The sequence below is a fragment of the Crocosphaera sp. UHCC 0190 genome (genome assembly GCF_034932065.1).
Taxonomy (GTDB): Bacteria; Cyanobacteriota; Cyanobacteriia; order Cyanobacteriales; family Microcystaceae; genus UHCC-0190.
This window is the reverse complement of the sequence record NZ_JAYGHP010000001.1, coordinates 455,135-475,315: the sequence shown is the minus strand read 5'-3', so window position 1 is coordinate 475,315 and position 20,181 is coordinate 455,135. Positions and strand designations below refer to the sequence as shown.

13 protein-coding genes are annotated in these 20,181 nt (G+C 41.8%); 6 read left to right on the top strand and 7 right to left on the bottom strand.

Going from position 1 to position 20,181, the window contains the following annotated elements; genetic code table 11:
- Positions 1-38: 38 nt before the first annotated feature.
- The gene (locus tag VB715_RS02330) at positions 39-1,688 is read left to right on the top strand and encodes an AarF/ABC1/UbiB kinase family protein (RefSeq protein ID WP_323299578.1); all 1,650 of its coding nucleotides are present in this window, start codon (positions 39-41) and stop codon (positions 1,686-1,688) included.
- Between the two features lie 54 nt (positions 1,689-1,742).
- Here VB715_RS02330 and VB715_RS02325 read toward each other — a convergent pair whose 3' ends face one another.
- Positions 1,743-2,018 carry a hypothetical protein gene (locus VB715_RS02325; RefSeq protein WP_323299577.1) on the bottom strand — a complete coding sequence of 92 codons (276 nt, stop codon included), beginning with the start codon at positions 2,016-2,018 and terminating at the stop codon, positions 1,743-1,745.
- A gap of 181 nt (positions 2,019-2,199) precedes the next feature.
- On the opposite strand from VB715_RS02325, the gene VB715_RS02320 reads away from it, so the two are divergent.
- Together VB715_RS02320 and mraY are read left to right on the top strand one after the other, a co-directional pair.
- Entirely contained in the window at positions 2,200-2,439 is a 240-nt protein-coding gene (locus VB715_RS02320; RefSeq protein ID WP_323299576.1) for a DUF3134 domain-containing protein, read from the top strand.
- 111 nt (positions 2,440-2,550) lie between these two features.
- Complete coding sequence (mraY, locus tag VB715_RS02315) at positions 2,551-3,648, top strand: phospho-N-acetylmuramoyl-pentapeptide-transferase (RefSeq protein WP_323299575.1); 1,098 nt, start codon at positions 2,551-2,553, stop codon at positions 3,646-3,648.
- Positions 3,649-3,732: 84 nt separating this feature from the next.
- Here mraY and VB715_RS02310 read toward each other — a convergent pair whose 3' ends face one another.
- The 6 genes from VB715_RS02310 to rpsT form a co-directional block, all read right to left on the bottom strand.
- Positions 3,733-6,969: a M10 family metallopeptidase gene (locus tag VB715_RS02310; RefSeq protein ID WP_323299574.1), complete on the bottom strand. Its 3,237-nt coding sequence runs from the start codon at positions 6,967-6,969 to the stop codon at positions 3,733-3,735.
- A gap of 379 nt (positions 6,970-7,348) precedes the next feature.
- Entirely contained in the window at positions 7,349-8,170 is an 822-nt protein-coding gene (locus VB715_RS02305) for a TlyA family RNA methyltransferase (protein WP_323299734.1), read from the bottom strand.
- A 74-nt stretch (positions 8,171-8,244) separates the two neighbouring features.
- Entirely contained in the window at positions 8,245-12,177 is a 3,933-nt protein-coding gene (locus tag VB715_RS02300; protein WP_323299573.1) for a DNA-directed RNA polymerase subunit beta', read from the bottom strand.
- Between the two features lie 162 nt (positions 12,178-12,339).
- Positions 12,340-15,651 carry a DNA-directed RNA polymerase subunit beta gene (gene rpoB, locus VB715_RS02295; RefSeq protein WP_323299572.1) on the bottom strand — a complete coding sequence of 1,104 codons (3,312 nt, stop codon included), beginning with the start codon at positions 15,649-15,651 and terminating at the stop codon, positions 12,340-12,342.
- Positions 15,652-15,684: 33 nt separating this feature from the next.
- Positions 15,685-16,470, bottom strand: coding sequence for a TatD family hydrolase (locus VB715_RS02290; RefSeq protein WP_323299571.1), 786 nt, complete (start codon positions 16,468-16,470; stop codon positions 15,685-15,687).
- 121 nt (positions 16,471-16,591) lie between these two features.
- A complete protein-coding gene (rpsT, locus tag VB715_RS02285) occupies positions 16,592-16,885 on the bottom strand; it encodes a 30S ribosomal protein S20 (RefSeq protein WP_323299570.1) in 294 nt (97 codons plus the stop codon).
- Between the two features lie 234 nt (positions 16,886-17,119).
- Between rpsT and VB715_RS02280 the strand changes: the two genes are divergently transcribed.
- The 3 genes from VB715_RS02280 (at position 17,120) to lpxA (ending at position 20,181) form a co-directional block, all read left to right on the top strand.
- Positions 17,120-18,406 (top strand): glycoside hydrolase family 10 protein, encoded by a 1,287-nt coding sequence (locus tag VB715_RS02280; protein ID WP_323299569.1) that lies wholly within the window; start codon positions 17,120-17,122, stop codon positions 18,404-18,406.
- A 71-nt stretch (positions 18,407-18,477) separates the two neighbouring features.
- Positions 18,478-19,062, top strand: a complete 585-nt coding sequence (locus VB715_RS02275; protein WP_323299568.1) for a hypothetical protein — start codon at positions 18,478-18,480, stop codon at positions 19,060-19,062.
- A 291-nt stretch (positions 19,063-19,353) separates the two neighbouring features.
- Positions 19,354-20,181 (top strand): acyl-ACP--UDP-N-acetylglucosamine O-acyltransferase, encoded by an 828-nt coding sequence (lpxA, locus tag VB715_RS02270; protein ID WP_323299567.1) that lies wholly within the window; start codon positions 19,354-19,356, stop codon positions 20,179-20,181.

The following is a 20,181-nucleotide window of genomic DNA, read 5'->3' as shown; positions in this document are numbered from 1 at the left end:
ATCTATTACTTTGTCCCTTTTTAATTCTTTCTTCTTTTATGTTTTCCTTAACACAAACCAGTACGCGCCAACGAGAAATTATCGAAGTAGTTCTCAGTAATGGCTGGGATTATATGAGGGGATTATTAACAGGAGGAAAGGCAGAAAATCCTCAGATTCCCACCCCAGAAGTTCTCCGTAACATCTTAGTAGAACTTGGGCCATTTTATGTCAAGTTAGGGCAAATTTTAAGCACTCGTCCTGATATTTTACCCCCAAACTATATTAAAGCATTAACAGCATTACAAGCGAACGTTCCTCCTGTTAGTTGGCTCGAAATCGAAGGACTTTTGCGTCAAGAATTACCTCAACCCATTGAGACAATTTTTAGTAAAATTAATCAGCAACCTATTGCCGCTGGTTCTATAGGACAAATTCACCGTGCAACCCTAACCAATGGTCAAGAAGTTGCGATTAAAGTTCAACGTCCAGGTATTGATAAAATTGTTGATCAAGATATTACTTTAATTAAGGGAATTGCTGAATTAGTTTCTTTGACAGAATTTGGTCAAAATTATGATGTTGTCAAACTTGCTGATGAATTTTCTCAAGCTATTAAAGCAGAATTAGACTTTACAAAAGAAGCCCTTTATACAGATAAAATACGCAAAAACTTATCAGAAAGTCGGTGGTTTGATCCTAAAGAATTAGTGGTTCCCCAAGTATATTGGGAGATGACAACGGAAAAAATATTAGTCTTAGAATGGTTAAACGGTAAACCAATTTTACAGGCCGATTTAAGCATTCCACCCACTAATAAACCCATCGAAAAACGTACACAGGAAATCACAACCTTATTATTTAGAGCATTTTTTCAACAAATTTATCTCGATGGATTTTTTCATGCAGATCCTCATCCTGGTAATATTTTCTACTTAGATGATGGTAGAATAGCTATTATTGATTGTGGAATGGTAGGTCGTCTCGATCCCCGAACACAACAAATTTTAACTGAATTATTGTTAGCAATTTTTGATTTAGATGCTCAAGGATGTACCCAATTAACCATTGAATTATCCGAGTCAGGAAAAGGGGTAAGTTTAGAGAGATTACAAAATGACTATGAACAGATTTTACGCAAATATTATGATTTAAGTCTCTCTCAATTTAACTTTAGTGAAGTCGTCTATGAAATTCTACAAATTGCCCGAAAGAACAAGTTAAAAGTTCCAGGAAATTTAGGATTATATGCTAAATGTTTAGCCAATTTGGAAGGGACAGCTAGACAGTTTAACCCCTCAATTAATCTTTTTGATGAAATTAAGCCGTTAATGGCAGATTTATTCCGTCATCAACTGATTGGTGATACCCCCCTACAAACCAGTTTAAGAACCGTTTTAGATCTCAAATCAATTTATTTGAAAACGCCGCGACAAGTGGAAATGCTGCTCGATAGATTATCTTCTGAAACCCTACAATGGAATTTAAGATTACAAGAATTAGAACCCTTACGTCGTAGTGTGGATGCGTCAGCAAATCGCCTTTCTTTTAGTGTTGTGTTAGGATCGCTAATTATGGGTGCTGCGATTATTTCAACAGGTTCTCAAACTCAACAATTATCATTGATTAGTAATGTTTTGTTTGCCGCAGCTAGTTTATTAGGAATGTGGTTAATCATTAGTATTTTAAGGTCAGGAAGATTGAAATAATTAATCGCCATTATTCTTCATTATCTAATATTTTGCACCTGCATTAATTAAAGCTCAAGCTGTCTGAGTATAATCTTTTGCCTCTACTTGTTTTTTATCGTTGTAATAAATTTGATAAAACAAATTTTTATCCTCTGAAGAATCAGAACGACTCAAATCTAAAGGAGTATGGGTAACAGATACTTTAATTGGGCCAGAATTCAGGGTTTTATCGGTGAAATGACTATCGTTATCGATCTCAATTCTTGAATCAGCCAGAACTGTATTGGTTAATCCTAATAGAAAATAATTAAGCAAAACAATAAATAAACAATTATTGAGAATTCTCATTTTTACTTTTTACTTAAAAACTGGTCAATATGGCCATTTTAGAATAAAAAAAGGCTCTTCAACAAGAAATGGAACGTGAATCAGTTCGTTATTAAGTTAATTTTATTTAAACAGTAGTCGGCAGTAACCTCAAATTGTCCGCTAGAATTAAAGATTAGCGTAATCTCTACTATCTGAACCAATGTACAAGTGTAACCCTTCCGTTCGTCAAGAACCTCGCTATGAACCGGCCGCAGTCATTCCAGTTAAGCAAGATTCTTCAATTCTTAATTGGTTAGAAGCAACGAATCGCTTGATTCCCCGTGAACAGGAAGAATCTACAAGTTCCGTAGAAGAAGATGCGGAAATTTCCGACTTAATTGATGTCGATGACAGCTATGATGACGACGATGATGACACGATTGAACTTGATGAAGACTAAAGAATAGAAGTCTTGACGCTCCGTTGAGTCAAACTAGGGGAACATTTAAGATCGTTCCCCTTTCATCTGAGTTAATTAATCTTGATTTTTGGTGATAGTGTAATTTAAGTCGTGGACGCAAAATTCTCTCCCTCAATCTCTCTCAAAAAACCGTCAGGAAACAGTCTGCTAATCTTACTAACCCTGCTTCTGTGTTTTCTGATTCTCAGTTTTGCTCAGTTCTCGGGCCAATTTAATTATTTTAGTCAGTTACTCTTGTTTCCTCTAGGGGTTTCTGCTACGGTAAGTGGTCTTTTTGGTTATTTTATTGTCCCTTTGTTACGACGCTTAAAAACAGGACAAGTGATTCAAGAAGATGGCCCTCAAACCCATCTCACCAAAGCAGGAACCCCGACCATGGGGGGGATTTTTTTTGTGCCTGTTGCGGTAATAATTGGCTTAATTTGGTCAAATTTTGACCCTAATGTCCTTGCTGTTTCTCTCGTTACCTTAGCTTATATGGCTATTGGTTGGGTTGACGACTGGCAAATTCTACGGCAACAATCGAATAAGGGCCTAACCCCCCGCATGAAACTAATTTTACAAATTGCGATCGCCGTTGGGTTTTGTCTCTGGATGTTCTGGAGTCAACCTTCTCGCATCACCAATGTTACCCTTGCTGGTAATCTTATCCTTCCCCTAGGGGTCTTTTTTTGGGGACTGGCCGCATTTGTTCTAGTAGCAGAAAGTAATGCGACTAATCTCACTGATGGAGTGGATGGGTTAGCGGGAGGAACCGGGGCCTTAGCTTTTTTAGGATTAGGAATTTTACTCGCTGCTACCTCACCAGAATTAGGGATATTTTGCGCTTGTCTGAGTGGGGGTTGTTTAGGATTTGTGGTTCATAATCGTAACCCGGCCAAGGTTTTTATGGGTGATACTGGTTCCCTTGCTTTAGGGGGTTCTCTCGCTGCGGTAGGTATTCTCAGTGGTCATCTTTGGGGTCTGTTTATCCTTAGTGGTATTTTCTTTGTGGAATCTCTGTCTGTGATTGCTCAAGTTAGTTACTATAAGGCTACAAAAGGCCCCGATGGGAAAGGAAAACGATTGTTAAAAATGGCCCCATTACATCATCATTTAGAATTAAGTGGTTGGGCAGAAACCCAAATTGTCGGTGTTTTTTACTTAATTAATGCCGGATTAGTTATCATCGCTTTGGTATTATCTTAAAGTCAAAAGGACACAGAATTAGATAACATCTGTGTCCTTTTTATTTAAAACATTTTGCTTTGTGCCTATTTTCTATTGCCTCCTTTAAACGAAATTAAAGGCTGAACTATTCAAATCTAGAGAATTGACCCCGGAAACAATGCCAATCAAGTCATCGGTATTACCAGCTTTAGAGAAGATAGCACTAGCTTGATAATCACCTTTTCCGAAGGAAACCACATCATATAAACTCTGATCGCCATGAAGTTGGATTGTATCCCCTTGTTGGGTATTAAATCCTTTAATCATTGCAAAGTCTTTATATCCAGCCTGATCATAGTAGGATTGGAGTTCATCTCCCAAAATGAATGTATCTTCTCCTTTAGTTCCCATTTCATGCTTGACCATTACTTGTTGTCCTACTAATTGTTGGTCTTTTTTTACTCCCGTTAAATCAATGCCTGTATTAGAGAGAACTTGGGAGATAATGTTTTGACCGCTTGGTTTACTAAAAATATTAGTATTGCTAGGAAGACTGTTTGCAGGAACAGTATTGCTGGTTGTCTCCTGAATGTTAATGTTACGGAATTGACTGGAGGCATTAGGAGTGCTTCTATCATCATCATTCATGAAAGCTAAACTATCATAGTTTCCCGTAAAATAGTCTCCTACCTTGATACTATAACTTTTCCAACCATCAGCAGCCGTGTAATTATTAAAGGCTTGATTTCCCCAGGTTTGAATGCCGTGGAGTTGAAAGAGGGTATTAGTATTATCAAAAACATCATCGTTATTGTCAAAACCAATCCCTTGAATTTCCCCTTCTTTCGTGCTGCGGAACTCAAAGGTTAAGACGGTATTGGCTGTAATATTGTAGTTACCAATGTCAAACTTTTTCCATCCATTATTGTCAATTTGCACCTCACTTTTATCGCTAGAATAGGTAACAATTGCTTGGGTTGTATCTTGAGGCAGACTTGTCCCATTTAAGATAGAAGCAGCACCATAGGATTGCAAAGAATCTGTTTGGGTGTTTCCGTTAACAGTTATGTTTACACTATCGGTATTAGTGGTATTAGTGGTATTAGTGGTATTAGCATCGTAGATATTAATGTTACGGAATTGACTGGAGGCATTAGGAGTGCTTCTATCATCATCATTCATGAAAGCTAAACTATCATAGTTTCCCGTAAAATAGTCTCCTACCTTGATACTATAACTTTTCCAACCATCAGCAGCCGTGTAATTATTAAAGGCTTGATTTCCCCAGGTTTGAATGCCGTGGAGTTGAAAAAGGGTATTAGTATTATCAAAAACATCATCGTTATTATCAAAACCAATCCCTTGAATTTCCCCTTCTTTCGTGCTGCGGAACTCAAAGGTTAAGACGGTATTGGCTGTAATATTGTAGTTGCCAATGTCAAACTTTTTCCATCCATTATTGTCAATTTGCACCTCATGAATGTTGCTAGAATAGGTAACAATTGCTTGGGTTGTATCTTGAGGCGCACTGTTTCCATTGTTGATAGAAGCAGCACCATAGGATTGCAAAGAACCTGTTTCGGTGGTTCCGTTAACAGTTATGTTTACACTATTGGTATTGGTGTTATTAGCTTCATAGATGTTAATGTTACCAAATTGACTGGAGGCATTGGGAGTGCTTCTATCATCATCATTCATGAAAGCTAAACGATCATAGTTTCCCGTAAAATAGTCTCCTACTTTGATTGTATAGGTTTTCCAACCATCAGCCGCCGTGTAATTATTAAAGGCTTGATTTCCCCAGGTTTGAATGCCGTTGAGTTGAAAGAGAGTATTCGTATTATCAAAAACATCATCATTATTATCAAAACCAATCCCTTGAATTTCTCCTTCTTTCGTGCTGCGGAAGTCAAAAGTTAAGACGGTATTAGCGGTAATATTGTAGTTGCCAAGGCTAAACTGTTTCCATCCATTGTTGTCAATTTGTACCTCACTTTTGTCACTAGAATAGGTAACAATAGCTTGGGTTGTATCTTGAGGCATACTGTTTCCATTGTTGATAGAAGCAGCACCATAGGATTGCAAAGAACCTGTTTCGGTGGTTCCGTTGATGACTAAGGAAAGCTCTGTATTGGTAATAACGAGAGGGGTAGTCGTCGTCGTCGTTGTACTATCACTATAGAGAATCTTGATTTGATTGCTAGGATCGCTATAATAATTAACTAGCTTAATTGAGCCATTACCCCCTAACCCTAAAATCAGATCTTGACCACTTTGGGTTTTAGTAACAGCAGCACTTGCATAATCTAGTTTCAGTGTATCTTGACTGTTACCATCATAAATAACATCACTACCTGTCCCTTTATTAGTCAGATATCCACTAATAGTATTCGCGCCACTATTGAGATAAATTTTATCATTACTGCTAGAATTGATGACATTTTCTATCGTCACATCATAGGCGATCGCTGTCGTATAACTGGTGGTTGTACTAAAGGTTTCACTCAATAAACCGCCAGGCTTTAGATCCATCTGATAGCCGCCACTTTTATAGGTTAAACCTGAAAAATCTAGGGTATCAATTCCCCCTGAATCCCAAAGTGCTTGTTTGGTTAAATTAGTGGTATTGAGCAGTGAAACACCGTTAACAGTAAACTTATCAATGCTAGTTGTAAAAACATAGGTATTGTCCCCAGTATTATAAGCTTTAGCCCCATATAAATCCTGCAATGCTTTAATATCAAGGGGCATATAAGTTCCCGCAGAATTCCCTGTAAAATTGTAGGTCATTACTGAGTTATCAGTATTATCTAAAGCTGCATCTAAGCCTCCATCATGGGTATGTTGTAATCCTAAAGCATGACCAAGTTCATGAATAATAGACAGATAACCATGCTTTCCAGCTATATTTTGAAAGCCATTGGTATCACCTAAACGATCATAACTACTTTTTAAATGAACATCACCTGCGGTACCTAACCCTGAACCCCCAGGGGAGTAAGCATAGGCATAAGAAGGAGTATTAGAATCCATAAAACGGATTTGACCAATTGTGCTTGTATTGATTTCTGTGACCTCTTGGAAATCAATATCAATGACATTCTCTAGCCAACCAAAGATAGCGCGAACATTATTTTTAACGGCATTACTAACTTCTTTTACTCCAGTTTCAAAGCCGTAATATGAACCATTAAAAACATCATTTTCATAAAAACTAAAGGTAATCACCCGATTGGTAGGAACTGACCATTCATAACCTGATAAAACTGCTTCAAAGGGAGGATTATTTGAAGTCGTTGTTGATGAAGGTATGGTACTATTGGTTGTTGAATTATTGACGATATTAAATAGGTTATCCATAGTGGTTTCCGTCTCGCTAACTTAGCAAATTTCAATATTTATATAATTTTTTAGCTTTTCAGCTAGAGGCAATAGTGCTTACAAAAGCATTGATTATAATTCAATTCTAGGATGATAAAATTACAAACGATAAGCGAGGTTTCACCTAAAACATAAATAAAAAAAATTTCAAAAAACTCATTTTTATAATCAAATAAATACTTAAGTAATTAAATGTATTTAACCCAAAAAATACTGAGAAGATAATAAAATCCACCCAGTAGATAGCGACTAATCATCAACGTAATTAAAGCCGAAGATCTGCCGATATAGGGAACTTGAGTTAACTTAGCTAAAAAGATATACAGTCAGCAAAAATTGTGGCGATCAGAGATTTAACTTAAGTAAAATCCGAAAAGATTTCACTACTTTTTCCTTGAGTAACTTGCTCAATCATCTCTAATTGATATTCTTGTGTTCCGTGATCGCTCCGTAACCATAGTAAATATTCGATATTTCCCGCCGGTCCAGTGATGGGAGACTTAACTAAACCACAATAATACCAACCCAGATCATAAGCAGTTTGTAAAACTTGGCTGATCGCCTGAGCATGATCTTTCGGATCTCGAACCACACCTTTTTTACCCACCCGCGATCGCCCGACTTCAAATTGGGGTTTCACCAATAAGATAACTTCCTTTGGTTGTGCCAAAAGATGCCACAAGGGTTCTAAGACTTTAGTTAAAGAAATGAATGAAACATCCATCACCCCTAAATCTGCCCTAGTGTCGTCTTGATATAATAGCTCAGGGGTGAGATAGCGAAAATTCGTCCGTTCTTTTAAGATCACTCGCTGATCTTGACGCAAAGACCAAGCCACTTGTCCATAACCCACATCAATGCCATAAACTTGTTTGGCCCCCGCCTTCAATAAACAATCAGTGAACCCCCCTGTTGAAATCCCCCCATCCAGACAAATTCTCCCTTCTACAGCCACGTTAAATACTTTTAGGGCTTTTTCGAGCTTTTGTCCCCCACGAGAGACATAAGGGGGTTTTGCTTGAAGTTGAATGTCAGCAGAGGTATCGACTTCGGTGCCAGGTTTGTCAATAATTCGTTGATTAACCCTGACTTCTCCGGCCCGAATCAGTCCTTGGGCCTGTTGACGGGAGGAACAAAGGTTGCGTTCAACTAATAGGGTGTCGAGACGTTGTTTACTCAAAGGAAGGGTTAAGAAAAAAAATGCTAATTTTTCGGCAAAAAAAGGCGGGTTCATCCCGCCTTAATTATCGGTTTTTAATCGTCATCAAAATCATCATCAAGATCATCATCAGACTCTAAACTCCAAGGAGAATCTGCTTCAGTGTAGGCGCGAGCAATATTATCATCTAAGATCATATTCTCATCCACCTCGTCTAAATTCGACCCTAATAGCCTAGTGGGGCGAGGTTGGTCATGATTATTCTCCCGTTCATAGCGATTTTTAGGGACTTCTTCAATAGTATTGTCAACCCCTCCCATGGCCATTTCTTCATGAATATTATAGCCAGTACCCGCAGGAATTAAGCGACCAATAATCACATTTTCCTTTAGTCCTCGTAACCAATCAGACTTTCCTTCAATGGCAGCTTCCGTTAAGACACGAGTTGTTTCTTGGAAAGAAGCTGCACTAATAAAGCTGTCCGTATTTAAAGAGGCTTTTGTAATCCCCAATAATACTGGAGTGTAGCGGGCCGGCGCACCCCCTGTAATGGCCATGGCTTCATTAACCTGTTCAATTTGACGTAACTCCACCAATTCCCCAGGTAACATAGTGGTATCACCCCCATCATCTACCCGTACTTTCGCGGTCATCTGACGGACAATCACCTCAATATGTTTATCAGAAATATCAATCCCTTGAGACTGATAAACCGTCTGTACCTGATCCACCAAGAATTTTTGGGCTGCCTGTAAACCAACCAGTGCCGCGTCATAAACCCCTTTCTTCTCCACATAATAGCCAAAGAAGACCTCTAACATCTCATGGGGATTTGCAGGTCCATCCGTTAAGGGATCGCCCACATCAACCCGTTGATTATCAGATACCATGACATTTTGGTTCGGTAAGATAGGATATTCGCTGATGGTGCCATCATCTTCAATGACCTTCACATCAACACTTTCATCCTCTAGATATTCCACCTGACAAACCCCTGGTTTGCGGGCCAACACACAAGCTTCTTTCGGTTTACGGGCTTCTAAAAGTTCCTCAATTCTGGGTAAACCTTGAATGATGTCCCCTGTTTTAGAACGTTCATACACCAATAAAACGAGATTATCACCCCGTTGCACCAAGTCCCCATCATCAATATGTAAAATTGCTCCAGCAGAAACCCGATAAGGACGGGCTAAACGCAATTTAATGTTATAACCCGAATCAGTGGATTGAATCGCCACCACCCGTCCCGACTCAGGGGCAATTACCCCAGGGGCCAACTCCGTTGCTGCCACAATCAACTCATTTTTAGCCACCGTTGGTTTTTGAGGAATCGTCAGGGTGGTGACATCTTCGTCCCGCACGACCAAAACCCGACGGATCGCCTCTTGGCCGCTTTTAATCCCCCGAACTTCCCCATGTTCCTTACATTGGATTTCCGTTTTTGCCACTACCTCCCCTGGGGCAATTTGTTGACCATCTGTGACCAAAACAGTTGTTTTAATTAGACCACCATGGGGATCGGTATCAAGATCCCGACGCAAAATCAAAGACTCTAAAATCACCAACTGTAATCGTTGACAATCTGCCTCATCATCATTTTTTAATTCAATATCAGCGGAAAGATTTACCGTTGTTGACTCAGTTCCCGACCCCTGGTTATTGGCCCCGACCACAATTTCCAGAACCAATTGGGTACTTAACAAATGGATGCCATCTACTGACTTCACCCGTTCCCCATCTTTATAAAAGAGTCGTTGCACTGATCGCAACTCAATCCGCCGGCCCTCTTCTTCATTAATCGACCCTTGAGACGGCGCGGCCGGTTCATCAGATACGGGATATTCTTCCACGGGCCGCAACAACAACCCCAAACCTTCCGTACTTTCGATCCATTCCGCTTGACGCAGATCCGTGATCACCATACCCGGAAGTACCTCTGTCCCTGGTTGAATCAACTCCTCATTTTTAAACTTCACCTCGTCGGGATCAACGTCTAAATGAAACTCCCCAGGTTTAATCACAATTTCCCGGAGAATATCATTCTTTTGAATCACCTCTACCACCCCAGAGGACTGACAGAAGATATCCTTAACCACCTCGGTTCCTGCCTCGACATACTGGCCATCCTCAACCACCAACAAAGAAATATCCTTATTGACTTCATGGGTTTCTTCAGGAATCCATAATAATGTACCCCCTTGAACCACTTCATAGCCGGCTTTTCGGCTGCCTTTGGCTACCTCAATTCCTGCATAGCGCAATAAGCCCCCGGTGGAAGTCTGATAACGATCATCGACCAACTCAGCAATGATTGCATGATTCGTCACCTTCGTCTCTGGGGTAGCCTTTAACAAAAAGCGTTGGTCATCCGTCGTATAAATCACATACTGTTCATGCCCTCCCGTACTTTCCTTGCGTACTTCAGCCTGATCCAACAATACCGAAGCGGTAATAATATCAATCTCACGGCTATTGGTTTGATGACGAACCACCCCACCATTTACCGATGTCAGCTTCGTTTCTGCTAACACCGTTCCTCTTATTACCTCATCCCCATTCTTCACAACGGGTTCTGCTCCTGGGGGCAAATTATAGACATCTCCTGACAAGACCCAAACTAAACCACCCCGTTGAGCAATATAAGTCGTGTTCCCCTGGCGATCGGTTTTTTCTTCGGCGACTAAATTGGCAAAGAATACTTCCCCTGCCAAATCTGTTGACACATCCTTTGTGGCCCGTTCTGTTGAGCGCGTCGTCTTAGCCGAAGTCACCTCTGCCAGCAACTGATCTTTTTCAACCTTGTCCCCATCATTGATGAACAACAAAGACCCCGGCGTTACAGAATAAGTCGTTTTTTTACCACTGGCCGCTGGTGTCCAAGTTAATTCTCCGGCCGTTTCTACCTGAAAGGCATCTTCCCCATGGCGAGTCCGAACCTTGCGGGTAGTTAGTCCTTTACCCCACTTCACTGCTCCCACATCCGTTGCCTTGACTTGCTCGGCCACTTCTCCCGTAAACACCCCACCTGTGTGGAAAGTTCGCATGGTTAATTGTGTCCCTGGTTCTCCAATGGACTGAGCCGCAATAATTCCTACCGCTTCCCCAAGATCCACGGGCCGACCTACGGCCAGACTCCAACCATAGCATTGTTGACAGACGGAACGGGCCGCTTCACAGGTTAGGGGTGATCGCACTACCACCGATTCCACGTGGGAGGCGATCTCAGTTGCTAAGTCAGAATCAATGGCTTGATTACGCTTGGCTAAAACTTTACCATCTACCACCACATCTTCCCCCAGTACCCTGCCGAGTAAGCGATCCACCAAAGGAATTTTTACGCGATCGCCATCTTTCATCGCCGTCACCGTGAGGCTGCGACTGGTACCGCAGTCAATTTCCCGCACAATTACATCTTGGGACACATCTACCAAACGTCGTGTTAGATAGCCAGAGTCTGCCGTCCGCAAAGCTGTGTCTACTAAACCTTTCCGGGCCCCATAGGAAGAAATGACATATTCTGTTACGGTTAACCCTTCTCGGAAGTTAGTTTTAATCGGTTGGTCAATAATCTGCCCTTGGGGATCAGCCATTAAGCCCCGCATTCCCACTAACTGACGGACTTGGCTCATATTTCCCCGCGCCCCAGAAAAAGCCATCATATAAACTGAGTTGAGGGGGTCAGTTTCTCGGAAATTACGAATCACCTCATCTTTCAATTCTTCTGAGGTACTATTCCAGGTATCAATTACCTTTTGGAAACGCTCTACTTCGGTAATTTCTCCTCTGGCATATCGAGCTTCTGTGATATTAATTTCTTGTTCTGCACTCTCAAGCAGTCCCCGCTTAGTTGGTGGGATAGTCAGATCATCAATACTAATTGAAACCCCTGCTCTTGTCGCAAAGCGGAACCCCAAATCTTTTAAATTATCCGCCATTTGAGAACTCCGGGCCGACCCATAATGACGGTAAGACCAGGCAATTAATTTTTTTAAACGACCCTTGTCAACAATGTGGTTATAGAATGTCATGTCAGTTGTCAGTTGTCAGTTGTCAGTTGATAGTTGATAGGTGATGGTTGGTAGGGGTAGGTTTTGCCCAAAATCCCATGATTTTAACAAATATTTTCAGATAAACCTGCCCTTACATTGCCGATAGGGGTCAACGGCCGTTGACCCCTACTGTGGACTGATTTAAACTTCCTCTTCTTCCAGGTCTTCAGTAGACAAAGATTCATAGGTAGGACGGTTAGGGGCCCTGCGTTGGGTATCTACCATCAAATCGACTTCTACATCTCGACTGGTGCCATCTTCTGCGGTTTCTACCTTATGAACGGCAATATCTAACCCCAAAGATTGTAATTCTCGCATTAACACTTTAAAGGATTCAGGGGTACCAGGACGAGGAATGGGTTTTCCTTTGACGATCGCATTCAGGGCTTCATTCCGTCCTTGCATATCGTCGGATTTAACCGTTAACAGTTCTTGCAGGATATAGGCCGCCCCATAAGCTTCCAGGGCCCATACTTCCATTTCTCCAAACCTTTGTCCTCCTTGTTGTGCTTTACCCCCTAAAGGTTGTTGTGTCACCAAGGAATAAGGGCCGGTAGATCTTGCGTGAATCTTATCATCGACCAGGTGAACCAGTTTCAGCATATAAGCTTGACCGACGGTAACGGGCCGATCAAATTTTTCCCCTGTTCTTCCGTCAAAGACATGAATTTTCCCTGGATGTTCAGGATTATAAATCCAGTTTTTACGGGGTTTCTTGGCGGCACTGTCCAATAAACCATGAACTGTTTTACGGGATGATTCTTCGCCGTACATTTCATCAAAGGGAGTAATCTTAAACCTGACCCCTAAGTTTTCACCGGCCCACCCTAACAGACATTCAAACACTTGGCCTACATTCATCCGTGAGGGAACGCCCAAGGGGTTAAGCACAATGTCAACAGGACGGCCATCAGGTAAATAGGGCATATCTTCAATGGGCAAAATTCGGGAAATAATCCCCTTATTCCCATGACGACCGGCCATTTTATCCCCGACTTGGATCTTCCTTTTCTGGGCCACATAAACCCGAACCACCATATTAGCCCCAGGGGGTAATTCATCTCCCTGTTCCCTGGTAAACACCCGCACATCAACTACCCTGCCTTTTTCTCCATTGGGAACCCGCAAGGAATTATCCCGTACATCCCGCGCTTTTTCCCCAAAGATCGCCCGCAATAGCTTTTCTTCGGGGGGTTGGTCTGATTCCCCTTTGGGGGTTACTTTCCCTACTAGGATGTCTCCTGCATCTACCCAAGCCCCTTTACGGATAATACCCTGTTCATCCAAGTTTCTTAAGGCATCTTCCCCCACATTGGGAATTTCACGGGTAATTTCTTCTGGCCCTAACTTGGTTTGACGGGCTTCAATTTCAAATTTTTCGACGTGAATACTGGTATATGTGTCGTCATAAACCAACCGTTCACTGATTAAAATTGCATCTTCGTAGTTGTAGCCTTCCCAGGGCATATAAGCCACTAAAATGTTCTGTCCGAGGGCTAATTCTCCCCCTTCTGTGGCCGAACCATCGGCTAAAACCTGTCCAGGTACCACATCTTCCCCTACATACACCAGAGGACGCTGATTTAAACAGGTATCTTGGTTAGACCGTTGATATTTTTGCAGGGTGTACATGATTTCCATGCCGATTTTCTCGTGATTTTCTGGACCCGTGACCCTGACCCGAATTTCACTGGCATCCACATAGGTAACAATACCTTCCGTTCTTGATACGATCACCATCCCAGAATCTCTGGCGGCCTGCGCTTCTAGTCCTGTTCCCACTAGAGGCCGTTCAGGACGCAATAAGGGAACGGCTTGCCTCTGCATATTAGATCCCATTAAGGCCCTGTTCGCGTCATCATGTTCTAAGAAAGGGATCATGGATGTAGCGACGGAGATAATTTGCACCGGAGAAACCGCCACATAATCTACCTGTTCAGGGCCAGTAATTGAAAATTCTTGACGATACCGAGTGGGAACCCCTTCTCCTAAGATATTACCTTCTTCATCGGTACTAATATCCCCTGGGGCGACCCGCAAATCATCTTCTTCGTCGGCGGTGAGGTAAACTGGGTCTAAATCTCTCCTTACCCGTCCGTTGTCTACTTGATAGTAAGGGGTTTCAATAAATCCATATTGATTGACCCTGGCATAAGTTGCCAAGGAACCAATTAACCCGGCATTGGGCCCTTCTGGGGTTTCTACCGGACAGATGCGACCATGGTGAGAGGGGTGAATATCTCGCACAGCAAAGCCGGCCCGTTCCCTGGTGAGTCCTCCTGGCCCTAGGGCGGAAATCCGCCGTTTATGGGTTAATTCGGCTAAAGGATTCGTTTGATCCATAAATTGGGACAGTTGAGATGACCCAAAGAATTCTTTAATGGCGGCCACTAAGGGTTTAGGGTTGACCAAGGAAGCAGGAGTCAAACTATCAGACTCACTAACGGTCATCCGTTCCCGAATAATTCTTTCGAGGCGGTTTAACCCTACTCTGACCTGGTTTTGCAGCAGTTCTCCCACGGAACGCACCCGACGGTTCCCTAAATGATCGATGTCATCTATATTACCTGTGTCAAATTCCAAGTTAATCAGATAATCAATGGCTGATAGAATATCTTCTTGGCGCAGCACTCTAAAGGTATCAGGGGCGTTTAACCTCAATTTTTTGTTGAGTTTATAGCGTCCGACTCGCCCTAAATCATAGCGTTTACTATCAAAAAACCGAGATTCTAGCAGTTGTTGTCCTCCACTAACGGTTGGGGGTTCCCCCGGCCGCAGTTTCCGATATAACTCTAGTAAGGCATCTTCTTCGCTGGGATTTCCTTCTTTATCTAAGGTACGTTGATAAAATTCGGGATGACGTAAGGAGTCTAAAATTTCATTGTCGCTTAACCCAATGGCTTTTAAGAGGACTTGGGCGGACAATTTACGGGTTTTATCAATTCTGACCCACACTAAACCGTTTTTATCGGTTTCAAATTTTAACCAAGCTCCTCGGTTGGGGATCAAAGACGCGGAATAGGTACGCCGTCCATTTTTATCAACTTCTTGTTTGTAATATACCCCTGGAGAACGGACAATTTGATTGACAATCACCCGTTCTGCGCCGTTAATAATAAAGGTTCCCCGGTCTGTCATTAGGGGTAAGTCCCCGATAAAGACTTCTTGTTCTTTAATTTCTCCGGTTTCTTTATTGATCAAACGGGTCGGTACATACATCTGCACCGAATAACTGCTGTCTCTCCGTTTGGCTTCATCAACATCATATTTTGGTTGTTTTAATTTATAGTTTTCCCCTAAAAAATGCAGTTCTAATTTTCCGGTATAGTCGGTAATGGGAGAAAAACTATTGAGTTCTTCAATCAGTCCTTCTTCGAGAAACCAGCGAAAACTGGCGTGTTGAATTTCAATCAGATCGGGGAGCAGGTTATAGTTATAGGTCAGATTAGTCATATTTATCTCTTAGCCATTCTCAAGGGAAACTTATCAAGGGTCAATTGATAACTGAAATAGTTGACAGGCGTTGCTGGTAGTCTCTTTTGCTAAGGTTTCTAAGGGTACATTCCGTAATTGGGCGAGAAATTCGGCGACATGGCGCACGTAGGCCGGTTCGTTGCGTTTCCCTCGCTTGGGAACAGGGGACAAAAAGGGACAGTCGGTTTCTACTAATAGGCGATCGCTGGGAACAATTTTGGCACTTTCTTGTATCTGGTGGGCGTTTTTGAAGGTGACAACCCCACTGAAGCTAATATAAAACCCTAGATCCAAAAACCATTGGGTTTCTTCTGGGGTTCCACTCCAACAGTGCATAACGCCTTTTACTGGCCCTTGATCCTGCCAAAATGATGTTAACACCTCCCTTAACTTAGCGGCTGCGTCCCGACAATGAATAATAACAGGTTTATCAAGTTGCTGGGCAATTTCTAATTGAGATTTCAAGACTTCTTGTTGCCAATCATGATTGTCAGCTTTATAAAAGTCTAGTCCCATTTCCCCAATGGCCACAACTCGCCGATCTGAACTACCATAGTTCAAGATCTCTTGGGCGGTGTTTTCTGTCCATTTATGGGCATCTAAAGGGTGTAACCCAACGGCAAAGGAAATGTTGCCCAGGCGATCAGCGATCGCTTGAATTCCCTTAAATTCCCCAGGTTCCACGCAAGAATGCACAAGATGGACAACATCGGCTTGTTGCCATCGAGTTTTAATGGCTTCGAGATCTGACTCAAAAACCTCAAAATTGATGTGAACGTGGGTGTCAATCAGTTGCATCTGCTTCCGCTTCCTCTTGCTGGTTTCATTGCTAACTTGCTAATGAGGACGCATTGACTGGCTATTTAGTCCCAGATTGGGGAATATTGATGATAGAACCAGCCACAGGGAGACTTTTCTGTTAGGAAGCAACGGCGACTTCTTTGAGGACTCTGGCCAAACGGGCTTTTTTCCTTGCGCCATTGTTGCGGTGAAAGACTTTGCATTTGACGGCTTTGTCAATTTTGCTGTAAGCTGCTGACATACTTTCTTGCACCACCGTCATCTGATCGGTGCTTGGCTCGGCTGAATAGGCTTCAACCGCTTGGAGATATTTTTTCATTAAGGTTCTTACTGCCGACTTATAAGACTTGTTACGGAGTCGGTTACGTTCGGCGATTTGAATGCGTTTGAGTGCAGACTTTGAGTTGGCCACAGTCTTTATCCAGAACAGGTTTGCTAGGTGATTGATGCTGATTGCTATCGGAAAAAACATTATAGCAAGGTTTGCCTATTAGTGGCAACTTTTAATCTGTAAGCATCTAAATTTTCTGCTTGAGATAGGGGTTAGGCAGAAATTAGGTTAACAGTTTGTGAGGTGGCAACTATTGTGGGTTAAGGGACATCAAGGATCAAGGATAATGATTGTTAGGCTATTGGGGAATTTTCCATGAGAAGACCATTTTCTCCTTGGCGTAATGCCTTTACTTGTCTGGGTTTAGCTTTACTGATACTTTTTTTGGCGTTAGTTCCAGGCTCACTTTTGCAACCTTCTGTCAGTGTTGCCGCTTCTCCTAGTTTAACGGAAAGACGAGGGGTTTGGTTAACTAATGTGGCTAGTGCGGTTTTATTTACCCCAGGCAGTGTTAATCGTGCGATTAAACAGTTATCTCAACTTCATTTTAATACGGTTTATCCTGTTGTTTGGAATCGAGGTTACACTTTTTATCCTAGTGGTTTAGCACAACAAATGATTGGTCAGGAACAGGAACCTTTGTTAAGCTGGATCAATGGGGGAAGCGATGTATTGAAAGTCATGGTTAAAGAAAGTCATGGCCATGGTTTACAAGTTATTCCTTGGTTTGAATATGGTTTAATGATTCCCGAAAATTCCCTTTTAGCAAAAAAACACCCAGATTGGTTAACCTATAGTCAGCAGGGGACAAATTTACCTTATCAAGATGAATTAGAAGCCAAAAGTCCGGTAAAATCCGGTAATTTTCTGCAACGTTGGCGAAAAACCGCCCATAATAAACGAGTTAGTCAATTGGCTTGGTTAAACCCTCTTCACCCCGAAGTACAACAATTTATTAAAGGATTAATGTTAGAAGTTGTCATGGGATATGATGTGGATGGAGTGCAATTAGATGATCATTTTGGAATGCCTGTTGAGTTAGGCTATGATCCTTTAACGATTAAACTTTATCAACAAGAACATGGGGGGAAAAGTCCACCAAAAGATACCCATAATGCTGAGTGGATGAGATGGCGGGCAGCTAAATTAACTGTCTTGATGGCTGATATTGTTAAAAGTCTAAAAATCGCTAAATCAAGTATTAAAATTTCTTTATCTCCTAATTCCCATGACTTTTCTTATCAGAATTATTTACAAGATTGGCAAGCTTGGGTAAAACGGGGGTTAATTGATGAATTAGTCTTACAAGTTTATCGAGAAGATCTTGATGGTTTTAAAGGGGAATTAAGTAAACCTACAGTACAATTTGCTCGTCAAAAAATACCCGTTAGTGTTGGTATTTTATCAGGAACTTTAAACAGTCCCGTAACGATGAAACAAATACAAGAACAGGTTAAAATAGTAAGAGAAAAAGGGTTTGATGGGGTTTCTTTTTTTTATTGGGAATCTTTATGGGGTTATTTTTCTCCTGAATCTCCTTATAAACGTCGTCAAGCTTTTGAGAAGATGTTTATTGATAAGCTTTTTCTTTTAATTCTATAACATTAATTTAAAATGTTATCTTAACTAATGGCAGCAATATTCCTGACTAAGCTCAACCAGTTAGATTAGATATGAAATCATCTTTTGCTCAAATTAACCTTCAATTCTATTGGCTTCAGTGGACAGTTGTAACCCTGGCCGGTTTTTTATTAAGTTTAATTTGGTTAGAAATTGGAGAACCCCCCGATTTAGGAACCCTTCAAGGCACTATTGGCGGTACAATAATCGGGTTATCCCAGGCCTTAATTCTCAGTCGTTGGTTGCCCCAAGCTTGGTTATGGATTTTAGCCACCTTAATTGCTTGGGGACTGCTGGCCGGCAGTCAGTTTGGGGCCATTGGTTGGGTAGCCCCCCGTACCGATTTAATCACAGTACGCTTAACTATGGGGATAATTTTAGGAGGAATGACCGGATTATGGGTCGGTTTTTGGCAATGGTTAGTCATTAAACAAGCATTTGACCAAAGTTATCGTTGGATTTTGATGAGTGGGTTTAGTTGGGCCGTCGGATTGTCTTTAGGCTGGATAATTGGGGGTTTCTTGCGGTCTGTTACCCATTTATTCTTAGGGGAAGTGGTGGGACTAGCGATCGCTTGGATGTTAGTGGGATTACAAACTGGACTCACCTTAGCACTTTTATTGAAAAAAAACGTCTAAATCTTCAACAACCCAGTCAGGGGCAAACGGCTGTGCGTCCCTACCGAGGAATCATTCTCACCTTGGGTAACTATGGAGGAATTAACCAGACTAATTGACTCATTTTGTCACAGGATTTATAGTGACGAGAAAGCAAGCTACTTTGATATAGCAGGGTACAGTTAAATGAGGTCACAAAAAATGAGGTTTAAAACTATTACCCATAAGGGTTTTACGTCTGACTTCTGACTTCTGACTTCTGACTTCTGCCATAGCTCAACCCCTTTATTCTGTAAGCTATAACTAAATTCAATGCTGACTTATCCCAAGGGAGATGCCCCGTTGACTACGCTAATACACCCCACTGCTGTGATTCATCCCAATGCAGAATTACACCCCACGGTTGAGGTGGGCCCCTACGCTGTCATTGGCGATCAGGTTAAAATCGGCGCAAAAACAACCATTGGGGCCCATGCTGTCATTGAAGGCCCCACGGAAATTGGGGCCAATAATCGTATTTTTCCCAGTGCCATCATTGGACTAGAACCTCAAGACTTGAAGTATAAAGGGGCCCCTAGTCGGGTCAAAATTGGGGATGGTAATACGATTCGAGAGTTTGTTACCATAAACCGTGCTACCCATGGCAATGAAGTCACGGAAATTGGCAATAATAACCTGTTAATGGCCTATGTTCATGTAGCTCATAATTGTGTAATTGAAGACCATGTAATCATTGCTAATGCTGTTGCCTTAGCGGGCCATGTGTATATTGAATCTAGGGCTGTTATTGGTGGTGTTTTGGGAATTCATCAGTTTGTGAGAATCGGCCGCAATGCTATGTTAGGGGGAATGAGTCGCATTGATCGAGATGCTCCTCCCTTTATGGCCATTGAAGGAAACCCCTCCAGAGTGCGATCGCTGAATTTAGTGGGGTTAAAACGGGCCGGGTTAACGACAACAGATGTGGGCTATCTTAAGAAAGCGTTTCGTCTGTTGTATCATTCGGATTTGACGTTTCAAGATGCTTTAGAGCAATTAGAGAGTCTTTGTGAGAATGAATACGCTGAATATTTACGTCAATTTCTTCAATTATCAACGACAGGAGAACAACGACGGGGGCCCATTCCTGGCAAAGTTTAG